The organism is Microbacterium sp. Marseille-Q6648 (assembly GCF_943181415.1).
Classification (GTDB): domain Bacteria; phylum Actinomycetota; class Actinomycetes; order Actinomycetales; family Microbacteriaceae; genus Microbacterium.
Window position 1 is genome coordinate 1,585,779 of record NZ_CALPBZ010000001.1, and the last position, 22,568, is coordinate 1,608,346.

Sequence of the window (22,568 nt, forward strand, 5' to 3'; positions counted from 1 at the left end):
TGGCGGGCGGTTCTGTGGACAGGCTGAGCGTCAGTCCGCGCGCGTGGGAGCGAGCTCGCGGTCGTCCTCGTCCTCGCCCGCGCCGCTGCGGCGATCGCGGGCGGTTGCGACGAGGGTGCGGGTGCGGGCCCACACGAACCAGGCGACGCCGATCACGACGGCGGCGATGACGGCGTACTGCAGGGCGTCTGCGTACGGCTCCACCATCGGCCACGCTTCGCCGAGCAGGAACCCGGCCATCACGAAGATCGTGTTCCAGATGAGGCTGCCGGCGGTGGTGAGGAGTCCGAAACGCCACAGCGGCATGCGCGTCACGCCCGCGGGGATCGAGATGAGGCTGCGGAAGATCGGGATCATGCGGCCGAAGAACACCGCCTTGCCGCCGTGCTTGACGAACCAGTCCACGGTGCGGTCGATGTCTTCGGGATGCAGCAGCGGCACGACGGAGGCGATGCGGCGCAACCGCTCGACACCGAACCAGGCGCCGATCGCGTAGAGCAGGAACGCCCCGACGACCGATCCGGCCGTCGTCCACGCCAGCGCCTCGAACAGCGTGAACGAGCCGCGGCTGGCGGCGAGCCCGGCCATCGGCAGCACGACTTCGCTGGGAAGCGGGGGGAAGAGGTTCTCGAGCGCGATGGCGATGCCGGCCCCGGGGGCGCCGACGACGTCCATGAGGGACACCGTCCAGTCCATGATGGCGCCGAGCCAGGAGCTGTCGTTCGCGTGAGCAGTCATCGCGGCCACGATAGGGCAGGCAGGTTACAGAAACCTGTGCCGCCACGTTGCGGGCGCCTGTGAATCGCCTCCGAGGCGCACACGTAGACTTGGGCCCCGTGAGTGAACGCGTTCTCGTCAAGCAGCTTCAGGACCTCGCCGACGGCCCGGTCTCCGTCTCGGGATGGGTCGAAACGGTCCGCGACCAGAAGAAGGTGCAGTTCGTCATCCTGCGGGACGAGTCCGGTGCGGTGCAGCTGGTCAATCCGGCAACCCGGCCGTCCGAGGACGGCGCCGAGCAGGACACCGCGGCCCTCGCCCTCACCGAGACCATCTCGGGCCTCACCCACGGCACGTTCCTGACGGTGACCGGTGTGCTCAAGCACGACGAGCGGGTGAAGCTGGGCGGCGTCGAGGTCAAGATCGCGTCGCTCGACATCGCCGCCGTCGCCCTCCCCGAGACCCCCATCGCCGCAGACAGCGGCATGGACAAGCGCATGGACTGGCGCTTCCTCGACCTGCGGCAGCGCCGGAACAACCTGATCTTCCGCGTGCAGACGACGCTCGAGCACGCCATGCGCACGTACTGGATCGAGCGCGACTACATCGAGGTGCACTCCCCCAAGCTCATGGCCTCGGCATCCGAATCGAACGCCGAGCTGTTCTCGCTGGAGTACTTCGACGACCAGACCGCCTACCTGGCGCAGAGCCCGCAGTTCTTCAAGCAGATGGCCCAGGTCGCGGGATTCGGCAAGATCTTCGAGATCGCCCCCGCCTTCCGCGCCGACCCCTCGTTCACGAGCCGGCACGCCACTGAGTTCACCTCGATCGACGCCGAGATCAGCTGGATCGACTCCCACGAGGACGTCGCCTCGATGCAGGAGGAACTGCTCGCGACGGCGATCCAGGCGGTCAAGGACAAGCACGGCGCCGAGATCGAGGAGCTGTTCGGCTTCGAGGTCGTCGTCCCCGCGGTGCCGTTCCCGCGCATCCCCCTGGCCGAGGCTCGCGAGATCGTCGCGGCCCGCGGCTATGACATCCCCCGCACCGACGGCGACCTCGATCCCGAGGGCGAGCGGCAGATCGCGGCCCACGTGGAGGAGACCTACGGGCACCAGTTCGTCTTCATCACCGACTATCACCCGGAGATCCGGGCGTTCTACCACATGCGCGACGAGCAGACCGGGCTCACCAAGAGCTACGACCTGCTGTTCAAGGGCGTCGAGATCACCACGGGCGCGCAGCGCGAGCACCGGGTGGATGTGCTCATCGAGCAGGCGAAGGAGAAGGGCCTCGAGCCGGAGCACCTCGACTTCTACTTCGACTTCTTCCGCTACGGCGCCCCGCCTCACGGCGGCTTCGGCATGGGCCTCGCCCGGGTGCTGATGCTGCTGCTCGGCGAGTCGTCGATCCGCGAGGTCACCTACCTCTTCCGCGGGCCCACGCGCCTGGCGCCCTGACGGGTCAGCGCGCGGCCTGCAGGGCTTCGCGCAGGCGGTCGGCCGACACGCGCCAGTGCGCGTGCAGGTCGCCGTCGATGAGGACCACCGGGATCTTCTCCCACCACCGCGCGTAGAGCTCCGGGTCGTCGAGGATCGACCGCTCCTGCACATCGACGGCGTCCTCGGGGAGATCGGCGACCACGGTCTCGACGATCTCGCGAGCGACGTCGCAGAGGTGGCAGCCGTCCTTGCCGATGAGGGTGATGGTCGTGCTCACCCCTGCATCCTAGATCGGGGTGCGCCGGGGCGGATCCGCCCCGGAAACACGAAGCGCCCCCGTCGACCGTTATTCGGTCGGGGGCGCTAGGTGTCGTTCGCCGCTTACTTCTTGTTGCGGCGCTGGTGGCGAGTCTTGCGAAGCAGCTTGCGGTGCTTCTTCTTCGCCATGCGCTTGCGGCGCTTCTTGATGACTGAACCCACGGAAAACCTCACTACTGTCAGGGGTCTGGACGCGTCTCGTGCGCGACCGGGATCGGGCAGATGCGAAAAATGCCTCGGGACAGTCTAGCCGACGTCGGCGATGGGCCGTTGCAGGGCCTCGGTGACGGCGGATTCGGGCACACGGTAGCTCCGTCCGAAACGGACGGCGGGCAGCTCGCCGGAGTGCACCAGTCGATAGACCGTCATCTTCGACACGCGCATCAGCTCCGCGACTTCGGCGACGGTCAGGAAGCGCACGTCAGGCAGCTCCGCCATGTCAATCCCTTCCCCAGAGGTAGTGAGCACACTCTAGGGGTTCCGGGCGACGCGTGTAAACCCGTGTGACAGGTGTGACGAATGGGGTAGATCCCGTGCGCGGCGATTCAGCGACCGGGAAGCTTCTTCAGCGCGCTCTCGAGCGCGTGCTTCGCGGATGCCGCGGCCCGGCCGACCACGTCGGCGGCGTGCGCCGCCGACTCCGGAAGCGTGACCGCCGCGGGGTCGAGCTCGTCCGCGCCCTCACCCAGGAACGGCACCAGCCAGTCGTCCACCTCGTCAAGAGGTCCGGCGGACAGGCTGTAGTAGCGGTGCTGCCCTTCTTCTCGCACCGAGACGAGGTGCGCCTCGCGCAGCACCTTGAGATGCTTCGAGACCGTCGGCTGGCTCGTGCCCAGCTCGTGGACGATCTGCGAGACGCTCGTGCCTCTCTCTCCGGCGGATGCGCGGTCGAGCAGCAGTCGAAGGATGTCGCGCCGCGTGCCGTCTGCAATCACGTCGAAGATGTCCGCCATGTGCTCAGAGTAGTCGGGCTCCCGCCGGAGTACCATGATGGCCGGAGTCCGGCGACAAGGGAGCGGTGAATGGCGACGAGCAGATCGTCGACGAGTCCCCGCCATTGGCGAACAGTCGTCCGATCGACCGGAGAGTTCTTCCGGGACTTCGCCACCTCCTCCCCCGCGCGCTTCGCGATCCTGATCTTCTCGACGCTGATCCTGATCTTCACCGCGCTGCTGTCGCTGCCGGCGGCCGCTGCCAGCGGACGGCAGACACCCCTCGCCGACGCCCTGTTCACCGCCGTCTCGACGATCTGCGTCACCGGCCTCGTCACCGTCGACACCGCCACCCACTGGTCGCCCGTCGGCAAGACGATCATCTACATCGGTGTGAACATCGGCGGCATGGGCGTGCTGACGCTCGCCTCGATCCTCGGTCTGGTGATCTCCAAGCGCCTCGGGCTGCGGGCCAAGCTCATCGCGGCCGGCGACTCCAATCCGCTGCGCGTCCACGGCGGGCCCGTCAACGAGGGGCAGACGGTCCGGCTCGGCGAGGTCGGCCAGCTGCTGCGGACGGTGGCCCTCTCGACCCTCGTCATCGAGGCCGTCATCGCGCTGCTGCTCTACCCGTCGCTGGTGTGGGCGGGGATCTCGCCGCTGGACGCGCTATGGGAGGCGCCCTTCTACGCGGCGATGGCGTTCACCAACACGGGCTTCACCCCGAACCCGGGCGGGCTCGAGCCGTTCGCCGACGACTACTTCCTGCTGACCGTGCTGATGGCGGGCGTGTTCCTCGGCAGCATCGGCTTCCCCGTCATCTACTCGCTGTCGCGGCACGTGTGGCACGTCGGCCGGTGGTCGCTGCACACCAAGCTCACCCTCATCGCCACCGTCATCCTGTTCTTCGCGGGCGCGGGCGCCTTCCTCGGTCTGGAGTACAACAACCCCGGCACCTTCGGCTCGATGGATGCGTGGGACACCACGTTCCAGGCCTTCTTCCTCTCGGCGATGACCCGGTCGGGAGGCTTCTCGGTCGTCGACATCGGCGAGCTCTACGGCTCGTCGCTCGTCGTGGGGTCGATGCTCATGTTCGTGGGGGGCGGCTCGGCGTCCACCGCCGGCGGCATCAAGGTCACGACGCTCGCCGTCCTCGCCCTGGCCGTCTGGTCCGAGGCGAAGGGCCGCACGTCGGTCGAGGCGTTCGGCCGCCGCATCCCGAGCGACGTCCAGCGCGTCGCCCTCTCGGTCGTCGCGTGGGGCGCCACCATCGTCGCCCTGTCGACGATCACGATCGCGCAGCTGACGAAGGCTCCGATCGCCGACGTGCTCTTCGACGTCATCTCGGCCTTCGGGACCGTGGGGCTCTCGACCGGTCTCACCGAGGCGCTTCCGGACCACGCCGTCTACGTCATGGCCGCGACGATCTTCATGGGTCGCATTGGTACAGTGACACTCGCCGCGGCCGTGGCCGCGACGTCCCGTTCGCAGCACTACTCGCTGCCCGTCGAGAGGCCCATCGTTGGTTGAGCGGATCCGCAGCGACGCACCCGTCCTGGTCATCGGGCTGGGGCGCTTCGGCGCCGCCTGCGCCGGCGAGCTCGACCGACTCGATCGCGAGGTCCTCGCGATCGACGAGAGCCTGGACCTGGTGCAGAAGTGGTCGGAGCGGGTCACGCACACCGTGCAGGCCGATGCGAAGAACATCGAGGCCCTCAAGCAGGTCGGGGCCCAGGACTTCCAGGTCGCCGTGGTCGCCGTCGGCTCGTCGATCGAGGCGTCGGTGCTCATCACCGCCAACCTCGTCGACCTGAAGGTCCCGCAGATCTGGGCGAAGGCGGTCTCGCAGTCGCACGGCAAGATCCTCGCGCGGGTGGGCGCCAACCACGTCATCTACCCCGAGCGCGAGGCCGGCGAACGCGTCGCCCACCTCGTGAGCGGGCGCATGCTGGACTTCATCCGCTTCGACGACGACTTCGTGCTGGCCAAGATGTATCCGCCGAAGTTCATCCGTGGCGTGGGTCTGAACGAGTCGGGCGTGCGGTCGAAGTACAACGTCACCGTGGTGGGCGTGAAGAGTCCCGGCAAGCCGTTCCGCTACGCCGAGGCGGCGACCGTCGTCACCAACCACGACCTCATCATCGTGTCGGGCACGAATTCCGACATCGAGCGCTTCGCCGCCCTCGACCGCTGAGCTCAGCGCAGCTGCGCGAACGCCTCGACACTCACGGTCGGACCGACGATCAGGATCCTGTCGCCTTCCGAGAGGACGGTGCTGTTGTCGGCGTTGTGCCAGCCGGCCCGCCCCGAGGCGACCGCCGCGACCGTGATCCCGTGCTTCTGGCGGATGGCGGTCTGACCGAGCGGGATGCCGCGCACCGAGCTCGGCGCCGTGATCTTCGCCAGTGAGTACCCCCGCTCGATCTCGAGGTAGTCCAGCGCGGCACCGCGGACGAGATGGGCGACCCTCCGGCCCATCGTGCGCTCGGGATAGATGACGTGGTGGACACCCAGCTGCTCGAGGATGCGCCCGTGCTGCTCGTTCTCGGCCTTGGCCCAGATGATCGGCACCTTCAGCTGCAGCAGGAGGGACGCGGTGAGGATCGAGGCCTGGACGTCGTGTCCGATGGCCACGACCACCCGATCGAACTGGTCCACCGCCAGTTGGCGCAGGACCTCCTCCTTCGTCGAATCGCCGCGGACGACCTGGGTCAGCACGCCGTTGAAGGACTGCACCAGGTCCTCGTCGCGATCGATGCCGAGGACCTCGGTCCCCGAGGACATGAGCTCCTCCGCCAACGCGCTTCCGAAGCGCCCGAGGCCGATGACCGCCACCGAGTCCGCCTCGGCGATGCGGCGGGACGTGTCGGAGAAGAGCGAGAACTTAGCCAATGGCGGGCCTTTCTTTCGGGAGTTCGTAGAGCACGCGGCGCTCGCGCAGCGCGAGCGCCGACCCCAGGGTCAGCGGCCCGATGCGGCCGAGGAACATCAACAGCGACAGGATCACCTTCGCCGCCGGGGGCAGGTCGTAGGTGATGCCCGTCGACAGCCCGACGGTGCCGAACGCCGACACCGCCTCGAACAGCACGCGGTCCAGCGCATGGCCGGTGATGAGCATGAGCGCGACCGCCGCGACCATCACGGCCGCGATGGCCATCAGCACCACGGCGATCGCCTGGCGGTGCACCGCCCGCGAGAGCCGCTTGCCGAAGACATTGACCGCCCCCTCGCCGCGCAGCTCGGTCACGAGGATGAAGTACAGCACGGCGAAGGTGGTGACCTTGATGCCGCCCGCGGTGCCGGCCGGCCCGCCGCCGATGAACATCAGCACGTCCATGCCGACCCAGGTCTCGTCGCGCATCAGCCCGATGTCCACCGAGTTGAAGCCCGCCGTGCGGGTCTGCACCGAATGGAAGAACCCGATCAGCAGCCGCGCCATGGGGTCGTAGGCGCCCAGGGTGTCCGGGTTGGACCACTCCAGCGCCGTGATGTAGACGGTGCCCAGCACCAGCAGCGCAGCGGTCACCGTCAGGACCAGCCGGGTGTTCATCGTCCAGTGGAGCGGGCGGCGCAGCTCTCGACGCAGCTGCATGAGCACCGGGAACCCCAGTCCGCCGAGCACGATCGCCGCGCAGATGGGAAGGCAGATCCAGGGGTCGGCGGCGAATCCCATGAGGTTGTCGCTGTACAGCGCGAACCCCGCATTGTTGAAGGACGACACCGCGTGGAAGAGCGCGTGCCAGGCCGCCTCGCCGACGGAGTATCCGTACGCCCAGACGAAGCGCGGGAAGATCGCGACGAAGACGCCGGCTTCGACCACGAGCGAGATGGTCAGGATGGCGCGAACCACACGGCGCACGTCGGCCGCACCGACGGCATCCGTCTCGGCCGCCGTGTTCAGGCGCGACCGCACACTCACCCGGCGGGCCAGCACCAGACCGATGAGCGTGGCGAAGACCATGATGCCGAGACCGCCGAGCTGGATGAGCAGCATGATCACCACCAGGCCCAACGGGCTCCAGTGCGTGGCGGTGTCCACCGAGGTCAGCCCGGTCACGCACACCGCCGAGACCGCGGTGAACAGCGCATCGTAGAAATCGGTGACCTCACCGGAGCGGCGCGCGATGGGCAGGGCCAGCAGCGTGGTTCCGGCGAGGATCGCGCCGGCGAAGCCGGTGACGACCGCCTGGGCGGGATGGAGCCGCAACACGCGGCGCCGCCGCGTGCGCGCGACGACGCGTGTGAGCACGATCGAGAATGTTACGCCTCCGGCGCCGCCGCGCAAGAGCGGGTGCCGTCGGGTGCCGTCAGCCGGCCGCGAGCTCCCTCGCGCGTGCCAGCGCGGCATCCGTCGCACGACCGAAGACCTCGTCGAGGTGCGCCTCCTCCAGCACGGCGATCGCCCGCTCGGTGGTGCCCTTGGGGCTCGTCACGCGGCGGCGCAGCTCGGCCGGGTCCTCTCCGGATGCCGCCAGCAGCGCCGCAGCCCCGATGAAGGTGTGCTCCGCCATGAGACGGGCGTCGTCCGGCGCGAATCCCTTCGCGCTCGCCGCGCGCGTCAGCTGCTCGATCAGCAGGAAGACGTACGCCGGACCGGATCCCGAGATGGTCGACAGCGCATCGATCTGCGACTCGGGAACCTCGATGACGGCGCCCACGGTCTCGAACAGCTGCCGCACGAGCGCCATCGCGGCCGTGTCGGCGCGGCTGCCGGCGGCGATGCCGGTGACCGCCTGGCGCACGACGGCGGGGGTGTTCGGCATCGAGCGGACGACGACGGCATCCGGCCCGAGGATCCGCTCGAACGTGGCGATGGTCACCCCGGCGGCCAGACTCACCACGACCGCTCCCGGCCGCAGGGCCGGAGTGATCTCGCGAAGAAGATCCGGCACCATGGCGGGCTTCACGCCGATGAGAACGATGCCGGCGTCGGCCACGGCGTCGACGTTCCCCGACGGATGCCGCTCGAGCGCGACGCTCGTCACCCCGTCCAGGGCGGCGAGCTCGTCGGCCTTCGCCGCCGTGCGGTTGGTGACCGTGACGCCTGCCGGCGCAGCCCCCGAGGCGACGAGTCCCTGCAGGATCGCGCCTCCCATCGAGCCGGCGCCGAGGATCGCGATGCGGGGAAGTGTGGTGTCGTCGGGCATGGCCACCATCCTACGAAGCCGGGCGCCTGAGCCTCGGTTCGGCGCCATTGCCCGGGTCTATAGTCGAGTCATCACCGGCGCCGTTGCCCTGGCGCGGAACCTGGAGGATGTGGCCATGACCCTGTTCGACGGCATCACGCAGCGAGTGATCGACACGCCCCGTCTCGGCGTGAACGTCCTCGAGCGCGAGGGCGATGACACCGCCACGCCGCCCGAGCGGACGGTCGTGTTCATCCACGGCAACGTCTCGTCGTCGCTGTTCTGGCAGGAGGTCATGCAGGATCTCCCCTCGGACCTCCGCGTCCTGGCGATCGACCTGAGGGGCTTCGGCGGCACCGAGCACGCCCCGATCGACGCCACCCGGGGCGTGCGCGACTTCAGCGACGACGTCTTCGCCACCCTCGAGGCGCTCGGCATCCCCGCGGCGCACCTGGTCGGCTGGTCGATGGGTGGCGGCGTCGTGATGCAGTACGCCCTCGACCACCCCGTGCTGAGCATGACGCTGCAGGCTCCGGTCTCGCCCTACGGATTCGGCGGGACGCGGCGGGACGGCACGCGCCTCACCGACGACGACGCCGGGTGCGGCGGCGGCGGCGCCAACCCCGACTTCGTCGAGCGGCTCAACGCCGGCGACACCACCGATGAGGCGCCGACCTCCCCCCGGAGCGTCTTCCGCTCGGGATACGTCTCATCCGGTTACACGACCGAGCACGAGGACGTCTGGGTCGCTTCGATGCTCTCCACCTCGACCGCCACCGGCAACTACCCCGGAGACGCGGTGTCATCGAAGAACTGGCCGGGCTTCGGCGCGGGCGGCATCGGCGTCCTCAACACGATGGCGCCCCGCTACTTCGACGTGTCGGGGATCGTCGACCTCGATGACAAGCCCCCGGTGCTGTGGATCCACGGCACCGCCGACGCGATCGTCTCGGACGCGTCGTTCTTCGACCTCAACCACCTCGGGGCCCTGCAGATCGTGCCCGGCTGGCCCGGCGCCGACATCGCGCCCGCTCAGGAGATGGTGTCGCAGACCCGCGACGTGCTCGAGGCGTACCGGGCAGCGGGCGGGAGTGTCACCGAGGTGGCGCTGGAAGGCGTCGGGCACTCGCCGCACCTCGAGCGTCCCGCCGAGTTCCGGCACGCCCTGCTCGAGCTCATCGGCTACATCGGCCACGCTCAGAACCCCGCGCCCCCGACCGAGGCCATCATTCTGCGCTCCGCCGACTGACCGTCAAGCCCCGCGTGCGCGGGAGGCGGCATCCCTAGACTCGACCGCATGAGTGCAACGGGCGGCGGCAAGGCGATCATCGCGGCGTTCCTGGCGAACCTGGGCATCGCTCTGGCGAAGTTCGTCGCGTGGTTCCTTTCGGGATCGGCGTCGATGCTGGCCGAGGCGATCCACTCCGTCGCCGACGCGGGCAACCAGCTGCTTCTGCTGCTGGGCGGACGCCGCGCGAAGCAGAAGGCCGACCGCGATCACCCGTTCGGCTACGGCCGGGAGCGCTATGTGTACGCGTTCGTCGTCGCGATCATCCTCTTCTCGGTCGGCGGGCTGTTCTCGATCTACGAGGGCATCGACAAGCTCACCCACCCGCACGAGATCACGAACGCGTGGGTGCCGATCGGGGTGCTGGTCGTGGCCATCGTCCTGGAGTCGTTCTCGCTGCGGACGGCGGTGCGAGAGAGCAATCTCGTGCGGGAGAAGGGCCAGTCCTGGGTGTCGTTCGTGCGCCGTGCCAAGGCACCGGAACTGCCGGTCGTCCTCCTCGAGGACATCGCCGCCCTCACCGGCCTCGTCTTCGCGCTCCTCGGCGTCGGACTCGCCGTCCTCACCGGCGATCCGCTCTTCGACGCGATCGGCACGCTCATGATCGGCACCCTGCTGATCCTCGTCGCCATCGCCCTGGGCATCGAGACCAAGAGCCTCCTCGTCGGCGAGGGCGCCACCGAGGGCGATCATCGACGCATCGTGGCCGCCATCGAGGACGGCCCGGAGGTGAGCCGCATCATCCACATCAAGACGCTGTACCTCGGTCCGGACGAGCTGATGGTCGCCGCGAAGGTCGCCTTCCCCCCGGACGCGGCGTTCGCCGAGGTCGCCGCCTGGATCGACGCCGTCGAGCGCCGCGTCCGCTCCGCCGTCCCCGCGGCCCGGGTCATCTACCTCGAGCCGGATGTGCACCGCGCCGGCGACGACCCCCGCCCCTCCACCGAGCAGTTCGTCATCCGGTCGGCGGACTGAGCGGCGAGCACGGACCACCACGGAAGACGAGCGCGATGGAATACTGCATCTTCACCGAGCCCCAGCAGGGCGCGAGCTACGACGACCAGCTGGAGTTCGCCCGCACGGCGGAGCGCACCGGCTTCACCGGATTCTTCCGCTCCGACCACTACCTGCGCATGGGCGACGGGGATCCGCTGCCCGGGCCCACGGATGCCTGGACCACCCTCGCCGGGCTGGCACGCGAGACCTCGCGCATCCGTCTCGGGACGCTGGTGTCGTCGGTGACGTACCGCGTGCCCGGGATCCTCGCCATCCAGGTCGCGCAGGTCGACGCCATGTCGAACGGGCGCGTCGAGCTCGGGTTGGGCACGGGGTGGTTCGAGCGCGAGCATCTCGCGTACGGCATACCCTTCCCCTCCCGCCGGTTCGACCTCCTCGAGGAGCAGCTGCAGCTCATCACGGGACTGTGGTCGACGCCGCCGGATGACACGTACAGCTTCGAGGGTGCGCATTACCGACTGGATGCCGCTCCAGCGCTCCCGCAGCCCGTGCAGTCCCGCATCCCGGTCATCGTGGGCGGCGCCGGGCCACGACGCACCCCCGAGCTGGCCGCCCGGTTCGCCACCGAGTTCAACATCGGCTTCCAGCCCGAGCACGTCATCGCCGAGAAGTTCGCCGGCGTACGACGGGCGTGCGAGGAGGCGGGCCGCGATCCCTCGACGCTCAAGCTGTCGGTCGCCCTTCCCACGCTCGCCGGCGCGACGGCGGCCGAGCTCGACCGGCGTGCGGCCGCGATCGGACGCGAGGTCGGCGACCTCCGCAACGAGGTGAACATCGTCGGCGGCGCGGACCAGATCCGCGACAAGGTGGAGCGCCTGCGCGCTCTCGGCGCCGACCGCGTCTACCTGCAGCTCATGGATCTGCGGGATCCCGGTCAGGTGGCCTTCCTCGGCGAGGACGTTCTGGGCCTGACCGCCCGGTGACGGCGGTCAGCGGCGGTCAGCGAAGAAGTCCTTCAGCAGCTGGGTCGCCGCCTCGGCGCGCACCCCGCCGATCACCTCGGCGCGAACCGGCAGCCGGCGGTCGCGGACCACGTCGTACATCGACCCGACCGCCCCTGCCTTGTCGTCCCAGGCGCCGAAGACCACGCGCGAGATCCGGGCCTGCAGCAGCGCTCCCGCGCACATGAGGCACGGCTCCAGCGTCACCACGAGGGTGCATCCCTCGAGGTTCCACGAACCTGTCGCGGCGGCAGCCGCCCGGAGCGCGATGACCTCGGCGTGCGCCGTCGGGTCGTGGTGCGCCTCACGGAGGTTCCGTCCCTCGCCGATCGGCCGGCCCGCGGCATCCGCGACCACGGCGCCCACGGGCACGTCGCCGTCGGCACCCGCTTCGGCGGCGAGCTGCAGAGCGCGCTCCATCGCGCGCGCGTCCGCCGGGTCGATGCTCACCTCACGAGCGTAGGACGCCAGCGACTACTCTGGGACCTATGCGCCTGCACGTCGCCGACCACCCCCTCATCACCCACAAGCTGACGGTGCTGCGCGACCAGCGCACCACCTCGCCGGTCTTCCGCCAGCTCACCGAGGAGCTCGTCACGCTCCTCGCCTACGAGGCCACGCGCTCGGTGCGGGTATCGCCGATCCGGATCCAGACCCCGGTGACCGAGACCACGGGGGTCAAGATCAGCGAGCCGAGGCCCCTCGTCGTCCCCATCCTGCGGGCGGGGCTCGGCATGCTCGAGGGCATGGTCAAGCTGATCCCCACCGCCGAGGTCGGATTCCTCGGGATGGTGCGCAACGAAGAGACGCTCGAACCGTCGACCTATGCCGAGCGTCTCCCCGACGACCTGAGCGACCGGCAGTGCTTCGTGCTCGACCCGATGCTCGCCACCGGCGGATCGCTCGGGGCGGCGATCGACTTCCTGTTCGCCCGCGGCGCGCAGGACGTCACCGCCATCTGCCTGCTCGGCGCACCCGAGGGCGTCGCCGCCATCGAGAAGCAGATCGGCGACCGCGACGTCACCCTCGTCCTCGGCGCGATGGACGAGCGCCTGAACGAGAAGGGCTACATCGTGCCCGGTCTCGGCGACGCCGGCGACCGGCTCTACGGCACCGTCTGAGGCTGCGGCCCGCCGACGCCGGACGTCGCCGCGGGGATCGCGACCTCGCCGGTGGCGGGCGCCTGCGACAGTACGGCGATCGATGTCAGCGGGCGTCCGTTGAAACGGGTCGACGTGACGGCGGTGTAGGCCCCCATCGCCGGGCTCGCCAGCAGATCGCCGACGCGCAGGTCCGGCAGCAGCATCTCGCGGGCGATCACGTCGGCCGAATCGCACGTGGGCCCCGCCAGCGTCGCCCATCGGTGGGTGGCCTGCTCGGCGTCGCCGTCGAGCTCAGCCACGGCGAAGACCAGCGGGTGCACGTCCTCGGCGACCACGTTCGAGTACGCGCCGTACACGCCGTCGTCAAGGTAGTACCAGCGCCCGTCGGCCCGTTCGGCGATGCCCATCACGCTGGTCACGAGCGTCGCGGCCTCGGCGACGAGGATGCGTCCGGGCTCGGCCAGGATCGTGTAGCGCCCGCGCACGCGTTCGAGTGAGGGGCGGATGCGGGCGGCGATGTCTTCGATGCCGGCGACATCGCGGTCGTATCCGACCGGAAACCCGCCGCCGATGTCGAGGGTGTCGAAGCTGACGCGGAGCTGGTGCTCGAGGCGCGACATGAACGCGATCGTCTCGTCGACCGCGTGGACGAAGCGGTCCGGATCGTCGAGCTGACTGCCCACATGGAAGCTGAATCCGCCGACGCGGATGCCGCGACGACGCGCCTCGCGGACGAGCCGTTCGGCTTCGTGGAAACCCACGCCGAACTTGCTGGACAGGTCGCTCTTCGCGTGCGGATTGCGGTAGGCCAGGCGCACCAGAAGCCGGACGTCGCGGGGCGCGCGAGAGAACTTCGCCAGTTCCGCGTCGTTGTCGACGACGAACGTGCGCACCCCGACGGCGAGCGCGTGCTCGATCTCGGCGGGCTTCTTGATCGGATGGGTGTGGATGATGCGCGCGGTGTCGACCGACCCGTCGACCAGCAGCGCGAGCTCCTCGCTCGTCGCGACGTCGAATCCGCACCCCGCCCGGTCGAGGACGGCGAGGGCGGCGGGATGATCGAGCGCCTTGACGGCGTAGTGGAAGCGGACGAAAGGAAGCGCGTCACGCAGCCGGCGGAACTGCCGCTCGACCCGCGCGGTGTCCAGCAGCAGCAGCGGCGTCCCGTGGATGGCCAGAGCCGCCTGTGCGGCATCGGTCGCCAGCAGCTCGGCGACCTCGGCGCGGCGCCGTGCGATCAGGTCGGACGGGCGCGGCAGCGGCGACGCGCTCATGATGCGTCCTCCCGCAGCGTGACGGGGACGGCGGCGCGGAGAGCGCGCAGTCCGGTGCGTTCGGTGAGGGTGAAGGCGCCCGCGGCGGTGGCGTAGAAGACGGCGTCGGCGACGACTTTGCCCGCCAGCAGCCCCCAGACCGGGTCGGGGAGCAGCCAGACGCCGAGGGCCAGCGCGACGGGACGCACGAGGAAGGTGTCGAGGATCTCGGCCACTCCGCATTCCGCCGCCAGCAGCAGCCCGGTGCGGGCGACTGCGGCGCGCACCGAGGGCGCTGTCCGTGCCTGCTCCGCGTAGACGGTGACGGCGAGCACCAGATAGAACCCGAGGATCTCGCCGACGAGTGCCGCAAGGGCGATGAGCGGGGCCGAGGGGGTGAGGCCGGTCACCGCGACGCCGGCGACGATCATGCCGACGGTCCCGGCGATCTCTGCCGGCAGGTAGCGGCGGACCCAGAAGCCGATCCCCCGGCGGGGCCGGGACGGAGCAGCGATACCGCCGGCGTCCATGAGGTGGTCGATGCTGCTCATCGCGCACTCTCCCTTCCCTGGGAGAGAGGCGGGAAGGCGGGCGCAGATACACGGGAAACGGTGCGGCGCCCGCCCCTCGCCGAACGAGCACCGCACCCGCGTCGGTACGACGCTCGGCAAGATTACGTGCGGCCGTTCCCACCGCACACGGGGTTGACACAGCCTGAGGAGGGGACTACTCCTCGTCGAGCGGCGTGCTCGGCGGAGTGCGACGGCCCGTCTCGCGCTCCCAGAACTCCAGCTGCTGGGTGAGTGCCTTGGCGAGCTCGAACACCTGCTCGGGCGGGATGCGGATACGGCTGACCACGCGTGCGGGGACGAGCGTGCGGTGCTCACCCGTTTCGGGATCGATGTGCTCGGATGGCGGCTTCGCGAGGGTGAGGAAGTCCATCACGAACACGGTCGGGGTGTGCCACACGTTCGCGAAGTCCGCGTACGCCCCGCCGATGAGCTCGGGCGGCAGGTCGATCTCGAACTGGCGTGGCGCCTCGTCGGCCATTGTTCCTCCTCGGTTGTGCGGGAGTCTACGCACCGACCAGGCGTGCGAAGGCGCTGAGCCTGGCGACACCCTCAGGGGTGCGGGGCAGATCGTCGAGCAGCCCCGGCGAGTAGATCAGGTAGGCGGTGTGCTCTGCCCGCGAGATCGCGACGTTGAGCCGGTTGCGCAGCAGCAGGAACTCGAGCCCGCGTGGTGCGTCCCTGCCGGACGATGCGGCGAGGGACACGATCGCCACCGCCGCCTCCTGTCCCTGGAACCGGTCGACGGTGCCGACGCGCACGTCGCCGTATCCGGCCTCGGTGAGCGCGGCTTCCACCTCCATCTGCTGCGCGTTGTACGGCGTGACGACGATGAGGTCGTCCTGGGCGAGGGGGCGGGGTGCGACGGGGAGCGGTGAGCCGGATTCGTCGACCTCGACGTCATGCCACGGACGCCCGAGAAGGTCCCGGACCAGCGAGACCACCGCGGCGGCCTCCTCCGGCGCGTGCGTCGAACGCCCGCGGTGACGGACCGGGACCGGGTGCAGTCCCGCGGTCGCGCCCTCGATCCGGCGCAGGGCCGTGACGGGGTGGGCGCGCAGCTCTCCGCCGTACGACAGCCTCGACACCGGACGAGCGACGTCGGGGTGCATACGCCACGTGCGCGCGAGGAAATGGCCGCGCTCGGGCGGGATGACGTCCTCGCCGTCCATCACCCACGCGAGAGCCGAGGTGTCCACGGGCTCGGGATGGGTTCCCTGACTGACCTGCGGCAGCTGCTGGGGATCGCCCAGCAGCAGCAGGCGCGTCGCGGACAGCGACACCGCCACCGTCGAGGCGAGCGAGAACTGCCCGGCCTCGTCGATGACGAGCAGGTCCAGGCTTCCGCGCGGGATGCGCGCCTCGTGGCTGAAGTCCCACGCCGTGCCTCCCACGACGAAGCCCTCGGGGTGCTCGGCGGTGAAAGCGGCCACCCCGTTCTTGGGGATGGCCGTGAACGCCACCGCGGCGGCGGTCGCGGCATCCTTGGGCGCCTTGGCGACCTGCTGCGGGGAGACGCCGGCGGCGACGATGCGGTCGAGCATGTGCTCCACGACCGCGTGCGACTGCGCGACCACGCCCACTTTGAAACCGTGCTCGTTGACCAGGCGGGCGACCACGTGCGAGCCGACGAACGTCTTGCCGGTGCCGGGCGGGCCCTGCACCGCCAGGTAGCTGCGGTCGAGGTCGCGCACTGCCTCGACGATCGCCGCGACGTCGTCACCGGCGGCGGCGACCACGGGACCGCCCGGGGCCAGACCGGTCCGTCGCGGCGTGCGACGGCACAGGATGTCGGTCGCGGGGTCTTCGGGGAGGGTGTCGCCGCCCGCGATCACGGCGTCCGCCCACGCGTCGATGGCGGCCTGCTGATTGCCTGCGCGCGGCGGTGCCGCCGGGGTGAGGGCGAGGGGAAGATCGGTCCACGTCATGCCGTCGACGGCCGTCTCCTCGATCACCGCGCCGTCGTCGAGAACCTCGCGGACGGCCACCGACCGGTAGGCGTGGATCCACCGCGGGTCGGCCTCGAACGGGAACGGGGCGGGGAGCTCGTACAGCGCGAACGGCGATGCGCCCTCGCTCAGACGGGTGCCGGGCGCGAGCTCGCCGCGGATCTCGACGATGCGCCGCATCCCCCCGCGCCCGCTCTCGGGCAGGTGCCAGTCCTCGACGACACGCGATCGCGCGGCCTCGACCGTCACGACGTCGCGGGTCTCCTCCCACAGCGACAGGGGCTCGCGCAGCCGCAGGAAATGCGTCGCCCAGAACGACTTGGCCTCGCGCGGGTAGTAGTCGATCGCCGCCGCACCCAGGCGCAGGCAGCGCGCCTCGGGCGCGTCGTCGGGATGCCCGGTCGCGAGCCCCGCGAGCTGAAGCGCTCGCGGCGACGGCTCGTACGACGCATCGTCGGGAACGGGGTTCGGCGAGGGCCGGAGCCCCGCCTCGCGGGCGCGGTCGACCAGCCAATCCCGCAGCCGCCGCGTCGAGACGCAGTCGTAGCGGTTGTAGTCGGCCAGGTCGTCGAAGATGCGCTGCGCGTCGTCGGCGCGGCCGTCCTCGGCCAGCGCACGGGCCTCGACGTAGCGCACGATGGAGTCGTCGCCCTTCTGCACGTCGCTCGTACGCACCTCGGCGCCCATGTAGAGGGGCTCGAGCTTCTTGATCGAGTAGGACCGCGAGCCGACCCGCAGCGCGCGACGCACGATCGGATACAGGTCGACGAAGACGCCGTCCCGCAGCAGGCGGTCCACATCGGCTTCGCGGACGCCGTAGCGGGCAGCCATCGCCAGCAGGTGCGTCGGCTCGTACGGCGCGTAGTGGTAGATGTGCATTCCCGGATGCTGCTCCCGACGCAGCGCGACGATGTCGAGGAAGGCCTCGAGGGCCGCCTTCTCATCGGCGAAGGAATGAGCCCACAGGGCGCTGTACTGCTCACGGCTGTCGACCCAGCCGAACAGATAGTCGATCCCCCACCGGGTCTCGGCACCGGCGGCCGGCGGCTCGGTGTACAGCGGATCGCCCTCGAAGTCGAAGAAGAGGTCGCCGTGATCCGGCCGGGGAAGAGCGCCCAGCGCGGTCGGAGCGACGACGTCGAACGTCGGCACCGGCGGCTCGGCCGCGTCGTCGGCGCCGGGATCGGGAGGCACGGGGATGCCCGCCGGACTCTCGAGCTGCAGCCGGGCCTGGGTGCGCAGCATCGCGAACGTGTCGTGGTTCATGCCCGCGGGGCCCGTCGTCGCGGCTGCCAGGTCGTCGATGGTCTCGACTCCGGCGCGGCGCAGCCGCTCGCGCTGCGTGGGGCGGATGCCGGCGACCAGCAGCAGGTCGCGGTGCGCGGCGACCTCGAGGTCGCACGTGGCGCAGCGACCGCAGGCGACGACGGCGAGATCGCCGCGATCGTCACCCCACGCGATCGCCGGGCCGCCGGCGCGCAGGTCCAGCCGCCGATCCGCGATGAGCGCGTGCAGGCGGGCGCGACGCAGCGCGAACACGGGCATGAGGTCGTCGACGCGATGGGTGCTCAGACTGCCGTCCCCGAGGAGGAGCTCGACGCGATCGGAGCGGGGGACGCCGGACACGTCGAGCTGATCGACGTATGCCGCGAGCTGCATGAGGGCGGTCACCCGGGCGTGCCGGGCGAGCTTGGTGTCCTGCACGATCCAGCGACCGGACTCGTCACGCACGAGGAAATCAGCGAAGCCGACGAACCCCTCGGTGGCGAATGCCGCCTGGTAGACGACGTCGGCGTCCGAGTCGAGCGCCTCGCGAGTGAGCTCCACGGCGCGGGTCATGCCCGCGGCATCCGATGAACGCGTCTCGGGCACCTCGACGACGCCGCCGCCGTAGCGCCGCACATAGTCGGCGAGCACGCGGCGCTCGTGGACCAGGCCGAGACGACCGGCGCGCTCCAGCGTGGCGTCCTCGGGCTCCTCCACGGCCGCGACCCGGTCGAGCTTGGCGTCGATCGCGCGCAGCCACGCGAACTCGCATTCCGCGGCGGCTTTGAGGTCGCTGGCGCTCCAGACGAGCCGGCCCTCTTCAGGTATGTAGCGCATGCCTCCCCTTCCTCAACGACAGTAGCCGCCGCATCCGACACCGCCCGGCCGGCACCTGACAGACTGGGCGCATGAGGACGACCCCGGAGTTCGACAACGTCTACCGGCACGGATTCGCGCGGATCGCCGCGTGCACTCTGCCCGTGACCATCGCCGACCCGGCCGCGAACGCGGACGCCGTGCTCGCCGCCGCGCGGGTGTGCCACGACGACGCGGTCGCCGTCGCGGTCTTCCCGGAGCTGTGCCTGACCGGGTACGCGATCGAGGACCTCGTGCTGCAGGATCCGGTGCTCGACGCGGTCGAGTCGGCCGTCGAGAGGCTGGTCGCGGCGTCCGAGGACCTGCTGCCGATGCTCGTGGTGGGAGCCCCCCTCCGCCATCGCAACCGTCTCTACAACTGCGCCGTCGTCATCCATCGCGGCGAACTGCTGGGCGTCGCCCCGAAGTCCTATCTCCCCACCTATCGGGAGTTCTACGAGCGCCGCTGGTACGCACCCGGCGACGACCGGTCCGGTGAGGACATCCGCGTCGGCGATCTCGAGGCGCCGTTCGGGCCCGACCTGCTCTTCGAAGCGCTCGACGTGCCGGGCCTGATCGTCCACGCCGAGGTGTGCGAGGACATGTGGGTCCCCATCCCACCGTCCTCCCGCGCGGCTCTGGCCGGAGCCACCGTGCTGCTGAACCTCAGCGGCAGCCCCATCACCATCGCGCGGGCGGACGACCGGACGCACCTGTGCCATGCGCAATCGCTGCGCTGCCTCGCCGCCTACGCCTACGCGGCCGCCGGCGCGGGCGAGTCCACCAACGACGTGTCGTGGGACGGTCAGACGATGATCTACGAGGCGGGCAACCTGCTGGCCTCGACCGAACGCTTCCCCGAGCACCCCCTGATGTCGGTCGCCGATGTCGACCTGGATCGCCTGCGCCAGGACCGGCTGCGGCAGGGGACCTTCGACGACAACCGGCGCACCGACCCGAGCGGCTTCCGCACCGTGCACTTCGCGGTGGAGCCGCCCACGTCCGACGTCGGACTGCGCCGCAGCCTCGACCGCTTCCCGTTCGTGCCGGACGACCCCGCCCGGCTGGCGCAGGACTGCTACGAGGCGTTCAACATCCAGGTGTCGGGGCTCGTGCAGCGACTGCGCGCCATCGGCGGCCCGAAGCCCGTGATCGGAGTGAGCGGGGGCCTCGATTCGACCCACGCCCTGCTCGTCATCGCCCGTGCGATGGACCGGCTGGGGCGTCCGCGCAGCGACATCCTCGCGTACACGATGCCGGGGTTCGCCACCAGCGACCATACGAAGTCCAACGCGATCGCGATCGCGGAGGCGGTAGGGGCGACGATCGAGACGATCGACATCCGCCCCGCCGCCACCGAGATCCTCCGCGGCATCGACCATCCGTTCTCGGACGGCGAGCCGGTGCACGACATCACCTTCGAGAACGTGCAGGCCGGGATCCGCACCGATTTCCTGTTCCGTCTCGCCAATCACAACGGCGGCCTGGTGATCGGCACCTCCGACATGTCCGAGCTCGCCCTCGGCTGGGCGACGTACGGCGTGGGCGACCACATGAGCCACTACGCCGTCAACACCGGCGTGCCCAAGACCCTCATCCAGCACCTGATCCGGTGGGTCATCAGCCATCGGGAGGGCGGCGAGGGTTCGACCCAGCTGTCCGAGCGCGCGCGCGAGGTGCTGCAATCGGTGCTCGACACCGAGATCTCGCCCGAACTGGTGCCCGTCGGCGAGGACGGCGAGATCCAGTCCACCGAGGACCGCCTCGGCCCGTACGCCCTGCACGACTTCACTCTCTTCCACGTGCTGCGCTACGGGATGCGGCCGTCGAAGATCGCTTTCCTCGCCGCCCATGCGTGGCGTGACCAGGATGCCGGCGCGTGGCCGCCCGGATTCCCCGCCGACGACCGCTACGCGTACGACCTGCCGACCGTCGTCCGCTGGCTGCAGGTCTTCCTGAGACGCTATTTCGCCTTCGCCCAGTTCAAGCGCTCCGCGATACCGAACGGCCCGAAGGTGACGGCCGCGGGCTCGCTGTCGCCGCGCGGCGATTGGCGCGCGCCGTCGGACGGCAATGCCAACGCGTGGCTGGCCGAGCTGAAGGCCGCCCTCCCCGAGCTCGTCGAGGACTGAGCCTCAGCCCGTCGAAGCGGCTCCGCGCGGTCGCGCAGCGGTGTCGCGCACGCCGACGCGGTCGGGGATCTCGAACGCCAGACCCGGCAGCCACGTCCCCGGATCGGGCCAGGGGCGCGACGACGGCAGGCTGGTCAGCAGCCGCCGGATCGCCGTCGCGGTGCCGCTCGCGGGCGCGTCGACGGGCAGCACCCGACGCGGAGCGCGATAGCCGAGGGCTCCGCACCACCAGTGGCGCCACGTCTCGTCGGCCGAGGACGCGTCCAGCACGACGTAGTAGTCGGGCATGATGGCCTCACCTGCGCCGAAGCGCGACAGCGCCGTCTCGATCTCGACATCGAGGGCGCCGAGCGTCGAGCGCTCCTCATACAGCTCCACCCACGCCGCAGCGACGTGGATCAGGGGATCCGCGTCGTGCACGACCCACGGCGAGAGCGATGCCGCGATGCGGCGGGCGCCGAGTGCCGGCTCGTCGTCGTGCAGGGCGAGGGTCTCGACGCCCGGTATGCCCGAGAGTGCGTCGAGGGCGTCCGCGGCTCCGTCGCCGACGATCGCGACGACGGTTCCCGCGGGAGTGAACGGTGCTGCGGCTGCGGTGTACTCCATGCTCCAGCGTACGACCGCAGCCGTTTCGGGCGCATGACGTTCGACGGGGTGTCAGGCCGGGATCGCGCCGTACGCGAGGGTGATGATCCAGCCGTCCCGGGACAGGTCGGCCAGCCGGTACGAGACGCGACGATCGGGCACCCAGCCCTTCTTCAGCGGCGCGTCCAGGCGCACGTGGTCGGGCTTCACGCGGGCGCCGCGCCCGTCCGCCTCGAGCACCGCCTGCACCCGCGTCCAGTGCGCCAGCAGGGTCGGCACATCTGCTTCGTCGAGCAGGTGCGAGTGCCGCCGCATCTCGCGCAGCTGCCCGTCGTCCGGCGACGCGTCGCGCAGGTCGATCCCCAGTGGGACGGCCGGGTCGGCGATCGCGACGACCGTGGCGCCGCGGAAGCTGGTGTTCTTGATCCGCACCGGCACCTCGGCCCCGTCGACCTCGGCGAACAGCTCGGTGTGGAATCCGAACTGCGCCGGCGATTCGCGCTCCACACGCACCGCCGCAGGCTCGACCCCGAGGTGGGAGGCCACGAGCTGCTTCGCCAGCATCCGCTTGCGATCGTGCTCGCTCATACGGGGGTCCCAGCCCAGCCGCGCAGCGATTCCCGCCGGGGTGTCCAGCAGCACGGATTCCATGACGACCTCTTCCTGAACGCGGTTCCCGGATGCGGGGCGGTGCCCTCTCATCATGGCGAACCGCGCAGGTGCCCGGAACCACCCCGCCCGCGTCCCCGGGCGGACGCGCGAGCGCGGGGCTCCGGGTGGGGGAATCCGGAGCCCCGCGCAGGGGCGCGTCAGTCCGAGCCGGCCGGCTCGGTCGCGGCCGCCGGCCCGGAATGCCGCGCCCCCGCGCGGGGCCCGCGCCGCGGCACCCGGGCCGCCGCCCGCCTGAGCCGCCCGCGCGCGGCCCCCCGACCCGTGCAGCACACCGGCCCGCCCGCCGCGACCTCACGCGCCGTGCCGGTGCCCGGGCTCAGGCCCAGCCGGGGAGCCAGATGTGCGCGTGCCAGAAGTCGTAGGGCACGGTCATCGCCGTCACGACCGGGTACCAGAACGCGGA

At 70.5% G+C, this 22,568-nt stretch carries 23 protein-coding genes; 8 read left to right on the forward strand and 15 right to left on the reverse strand.

Annotated features, from left to right (window positions below):
• Positions 1-30: 30 nt before the first annotated feature.
• Positions 31-738 carry a DedA family protein gene (locus NFR93_RS07560; protein WP_251451367.1) on the reverse strand — a complete coding sequence of 236 codons (708 nt, stop codon included), beginning with the start codon at positions 736-738 and terminating at the stop codon, positions 31-33.
• Positions 739-836: 98 nt separating this feature from the next.
• Here NFR93_RS07560 and aspS point away from each other — a divergent pair, with 98 nt between their 5' ends.
• Positions 837-2,177: an aspartate--tRNA(Asn) ligase gene (gene aspS, locus NFR93_RS07565; RefSeq protein ID WP_251451369.1), complete on the forward strand. Its 1,341-nt coding sequence runs from the start codon at positions 837-839 to the stop codon at positions 2,175-2,177.
• 4 nt (positions 2,178-2,181) lie between these two features.
• Here the strand turns inward: aspS and NFR93_RS07570 are convergent, their stop codons facing one another.
• From NFR93_RS07570 to NFR93_RS07585, 4 genes are all read right to left on the reverse strand, one after another.
• Positions 2,182-2,436, reverse strand: coding sequence for a glutaredoxin family protein (locus NFR93_RS07570; RefSeq protein WP_251451371.1), 255 nt, complete (start codon positions 2,434-2,436; stop codon positions 2,182-2,184).
• 104 nt (positions 2,437-2,540) lie between these two features.
• Entirely contained in the window at positions 2,541-2,639 is a 99-nt protein-coding gene (locus NFR93_RS07575; protein ID WP_003792170.1) for a 30S ribosomal protein bS22, read from the reverse strand.
• Positions 2,640-2,723: 84 nt separating this feature from the next.
• Complete coding sequence (locus NFR93_RS07580) at positions 2,724-2,915, reverse strand: helix-turn-helix domain-containing protein (RefSeq protein ID WP_019182077.1); 192 nt, start codon at positions 2,913-2,915, stop codon at positions 2,724-2,726.
• A gap of 107 nt (positions 2,916-3,022) precedes the next feature.
• A complete protein-coding gene (locus tag NFR93_RS07585; protein WP_251451373.1) occupies positions 3,023-3,430 on the reverse strand; it encodes an ArsR/SmtB family transcription factor in 408 nt (135 codons plus the stop codon).
• 69 nt (positions 3,431-3,499) lie between these two features.
• Between NFR93_RS07585 and NFR93_RS07590 the strand changes: the two genes are divergently transcribed.
• Both NFR93_RS07590 and NFR93_RS07595 read left to right on the forward strand, forming a co-directional pair.
• On the forward strand, positions 3,500-4,939 hold the full coding sequence (locus tag NFR93_RS07590; protein ID WP_251451375.1) for a TrkH family potassium uptake protein: 1,440 nt from the start codon (positions 3,500-3,502) through the stop codon (positions 4,937-4,939).
• Positions 4,932-5,603, forward strand: coding sequence for a potassium channel family protein (locus NFR93_RS07595; protein ID WP_251451377.1), 672 nt, complete (start codon positions 4,932-4,934; stop codon positions 5,601-5,603). The genes NFR93_RS07590 and NFR93_RS07595 overlap by 8 nt, the downstream gene beginning before the upstream one ends.
• 2 nt (positions 5,604-5,605) lie before the next feature.
• Here NFR93_RS07595 and NFR93_RS07600 read toward each other — a convergent pair whose 3' ends face one another.
• From NFR93_RS07600 to proC, 3 genes are read right to left on the reverse strand one after another with little or no spacing between them, the layout of a single operon-like run.
• Entirely contained in the window at positions 5,606-6,301 is a 696-nt protein-coding gene (locus tag NFR93_RS07600; protein ID WP_251451379.1) for a potassium channel family protein, read from the reverse strand.
• Positions 6,294-7,658: a TrkH family potassium uptake protein gene (locus NFR93_RS07605; RefSeq protein WP_251451381.1), complete on the reverse strand. Its 1,365-nt coding sequence runs from the start codon at positions 7,656-7,658 to the stop codon at positions 6,294-6,296. The genes NFR93_RS07600 and NFR93_RS07605 overlap by 8 nt, the downstream gene beginning before the upstream one ends.
• Positions 7,659-7,716: 58 nt before the next feature.
• Positions 7,717-8,556 carry a pyrroline-5-carboxylate reductase gene (gene proC / locus NFR93_RS07610; RefSeq protein WP_251451382.1) on the reverse strand — a complete coding sequence of 280 codons (840 nt, stop codon included), beginning with the start codon at positions 8,554-8,556 and terminating at the stop codon, positions 7,717-7,719.
• Positions 8,557-8,671: 115 nt separating this feature from the next.
• Here proC and NFR93_RS07615 point away from each other — a divergent pair, with 115 nt between their 5' ends.
• The 3 genes from NFR93_RS07615 to NFR93_RS07625 are packed head-to-tail and all read left to right on the forward strand — an operon-like array spanning position 8,672 to position 11,763.
• The gene (locus NFR93_RS07615) at positions 8,672-9,784 is read left to right on the forward strand and encodes an alpha/beta fold hydrolase (RefSeq protein ID WP_251451383.1); all 1,113 of its coding nucleotides are present in this window, start codon (positions 8,672-8,674) and stop codon (positions 9,782-9,784) included.
• A 48-nt stretch (positions 9,785-9,832) separates the two neighbouring features.
• A complete protein-coding gene (locus NFR93_RS07620) occupies positions 9,833-10,798 on the forward strand; it encodes a cation diffusion facilitator family transporter (protein ID WP_251451385.1) in 966 nt (321 codons plus the stop codon).
• A 35-nt stretch (positions 10,799-10,833) separates the two neighbouring features.
• Positions 10,834-11,763: an LLM class F420-dependent oxidoreductase gene (locus NFR93_RS07625; RefSeq protein WP_251451386.1), complete on the forward strand. Its 930-nt coding sequence runs from the start codon at positions 10,834-10,836 to the stop codon at positions 11,761-11,763.
• Between the two features lie 6 nt (positions 11,764-11,769).
• Here the strand turns inward: NFR93_RS07625 and NFR93_RS07630 are convergent, their stop codons facing one another.
• On the reverse strand, positions 11,770-12,201 hold the full coding sequence (locus NFR93_RS07630) for a nucleoside deaminase (protein ID WP_251451576.1): 432 nt from the start codon (positions 12,199-12,201) through the stop codon (positions 11,770-11,772).
• Positions 12,202-12,269: 68 nt separating this feature from the next.
• Here NFR93_RS07630 and upp point away from each other — a divergent pair, with 68 nt between their 5' ends.
• A complete protein-coding gene (upp, locus tag NFR93_RS07635) occupies positions 12,270-12,902 on the forward strand; it encodes a uracil phosphoribosyltransferase (RefSeq protein ID WP_251451387.1) in 633 nt (210 codons plus the stop codon).
• On the opposite strand, the gene NFR93_RS07640 is transcribed toward upp, so the two are convergent.
• The 4 genes from NFR93_RS07640 to NFR93_RS07655 form a co-directional block, all read right to left on the reverse strand.
• The gene (locus NFR93_RS07640) at positions 12,887-14,158 is read right to left on the reverse strand and encodes a type III PLP-dependent enzyme (RefSeq protein ID WP_251451388.1); all 1,272 of its coding nucleotides are present in this window, start codon (positions 14,156-14,158) and stop codon (positions 12,887-12,889) included. The genes upp and NFR93_RS07640 overlap by 16 nt on opposite strands.
• Positions 14,155-14,688, reverse strand: coding sequence for a hypothetical protein (locus NFR93_RS07645; RefSeq protein WP_251451389.1), 534 nt, complete (start codon positions 14,686-14,688; stop codon positions 14,155-14,157). Before NFR93_RS07645 ends, NFR93_RS07640 begins: the two co-directional genes overlap by 4 nt.
• Before the next feature lie 175 nt (positions 14,689-14,863).
• Positions 14,864-15,187 (reverse strand): DUF3467 domain-containing protein, encoded by a 324-nt coding sequence (locus NFR93_RS07650; protein ID WP_251451390.1) that lies wholly within the window; start codon positions 15,185-15,187, stop codon positions 14,864-14,866.
• A 25-nt stretch (positions 15,188-15,212) separates the two neighbouring features.
• Positions 15,213-18,758, reverse strand: coding sequence for a TM0106 family RecB-like putative nuclease (locus NFR93_RS07655; RefSeq protein WP_251451391.1), 3,546 nt, complete (start codon positions 18,756-18,758; stop codon positions 15,213-15,215).
• Positions 18,759-18,829: 71 nt separating this feature from the next.
• On the opposite strand from NFR93_RS07655, the gene NFR93_RS07660 reads away from it, so the two are divergent.
• On the forward strand, positions 18,830-20,908 hold the full coding sequence (locus tag NFR93_RS07660; protein ID WP_251451393.1) for an NAD(+) synthase: 2,079 nt from the start codon (positions 18,830-18,832) through the stop codon (positions 20,906-20,908).
• Positions 20,909-20,911: 3 nt separating this feature from the next.
• Here NFR93_RS07660 and NFR93_RS07665 read toward each other — a convergent pair whose 3' ends face one another.
• Positions 20,912-21,514, reverse strand: a complete 603-nt coding sequence (locus NFR93_RS07665) for a hypothetical protein (RefSeq protein ID WP_251451395.1) — start codon at positions 21,512-21,514, stop codon at positions 20,912-20,914.
• 51 nt (positions 21,515-21,565) lie between these two features.
• Positions 21,566-22,144: a 4'-phosphopantetheinyl transferase family protein gene (locus NFR93_RS07670; RefSeq protein ID WP_251451397.1), complete on the reverse strand. Its 579-nt coding sequence runs from the start codon at positions 22,142-22,144 to the stop codon at positions 21,566-21,568.
• Between the last annotated feature and the right edge of the window lie 424 nt (positions 22,145-22,568).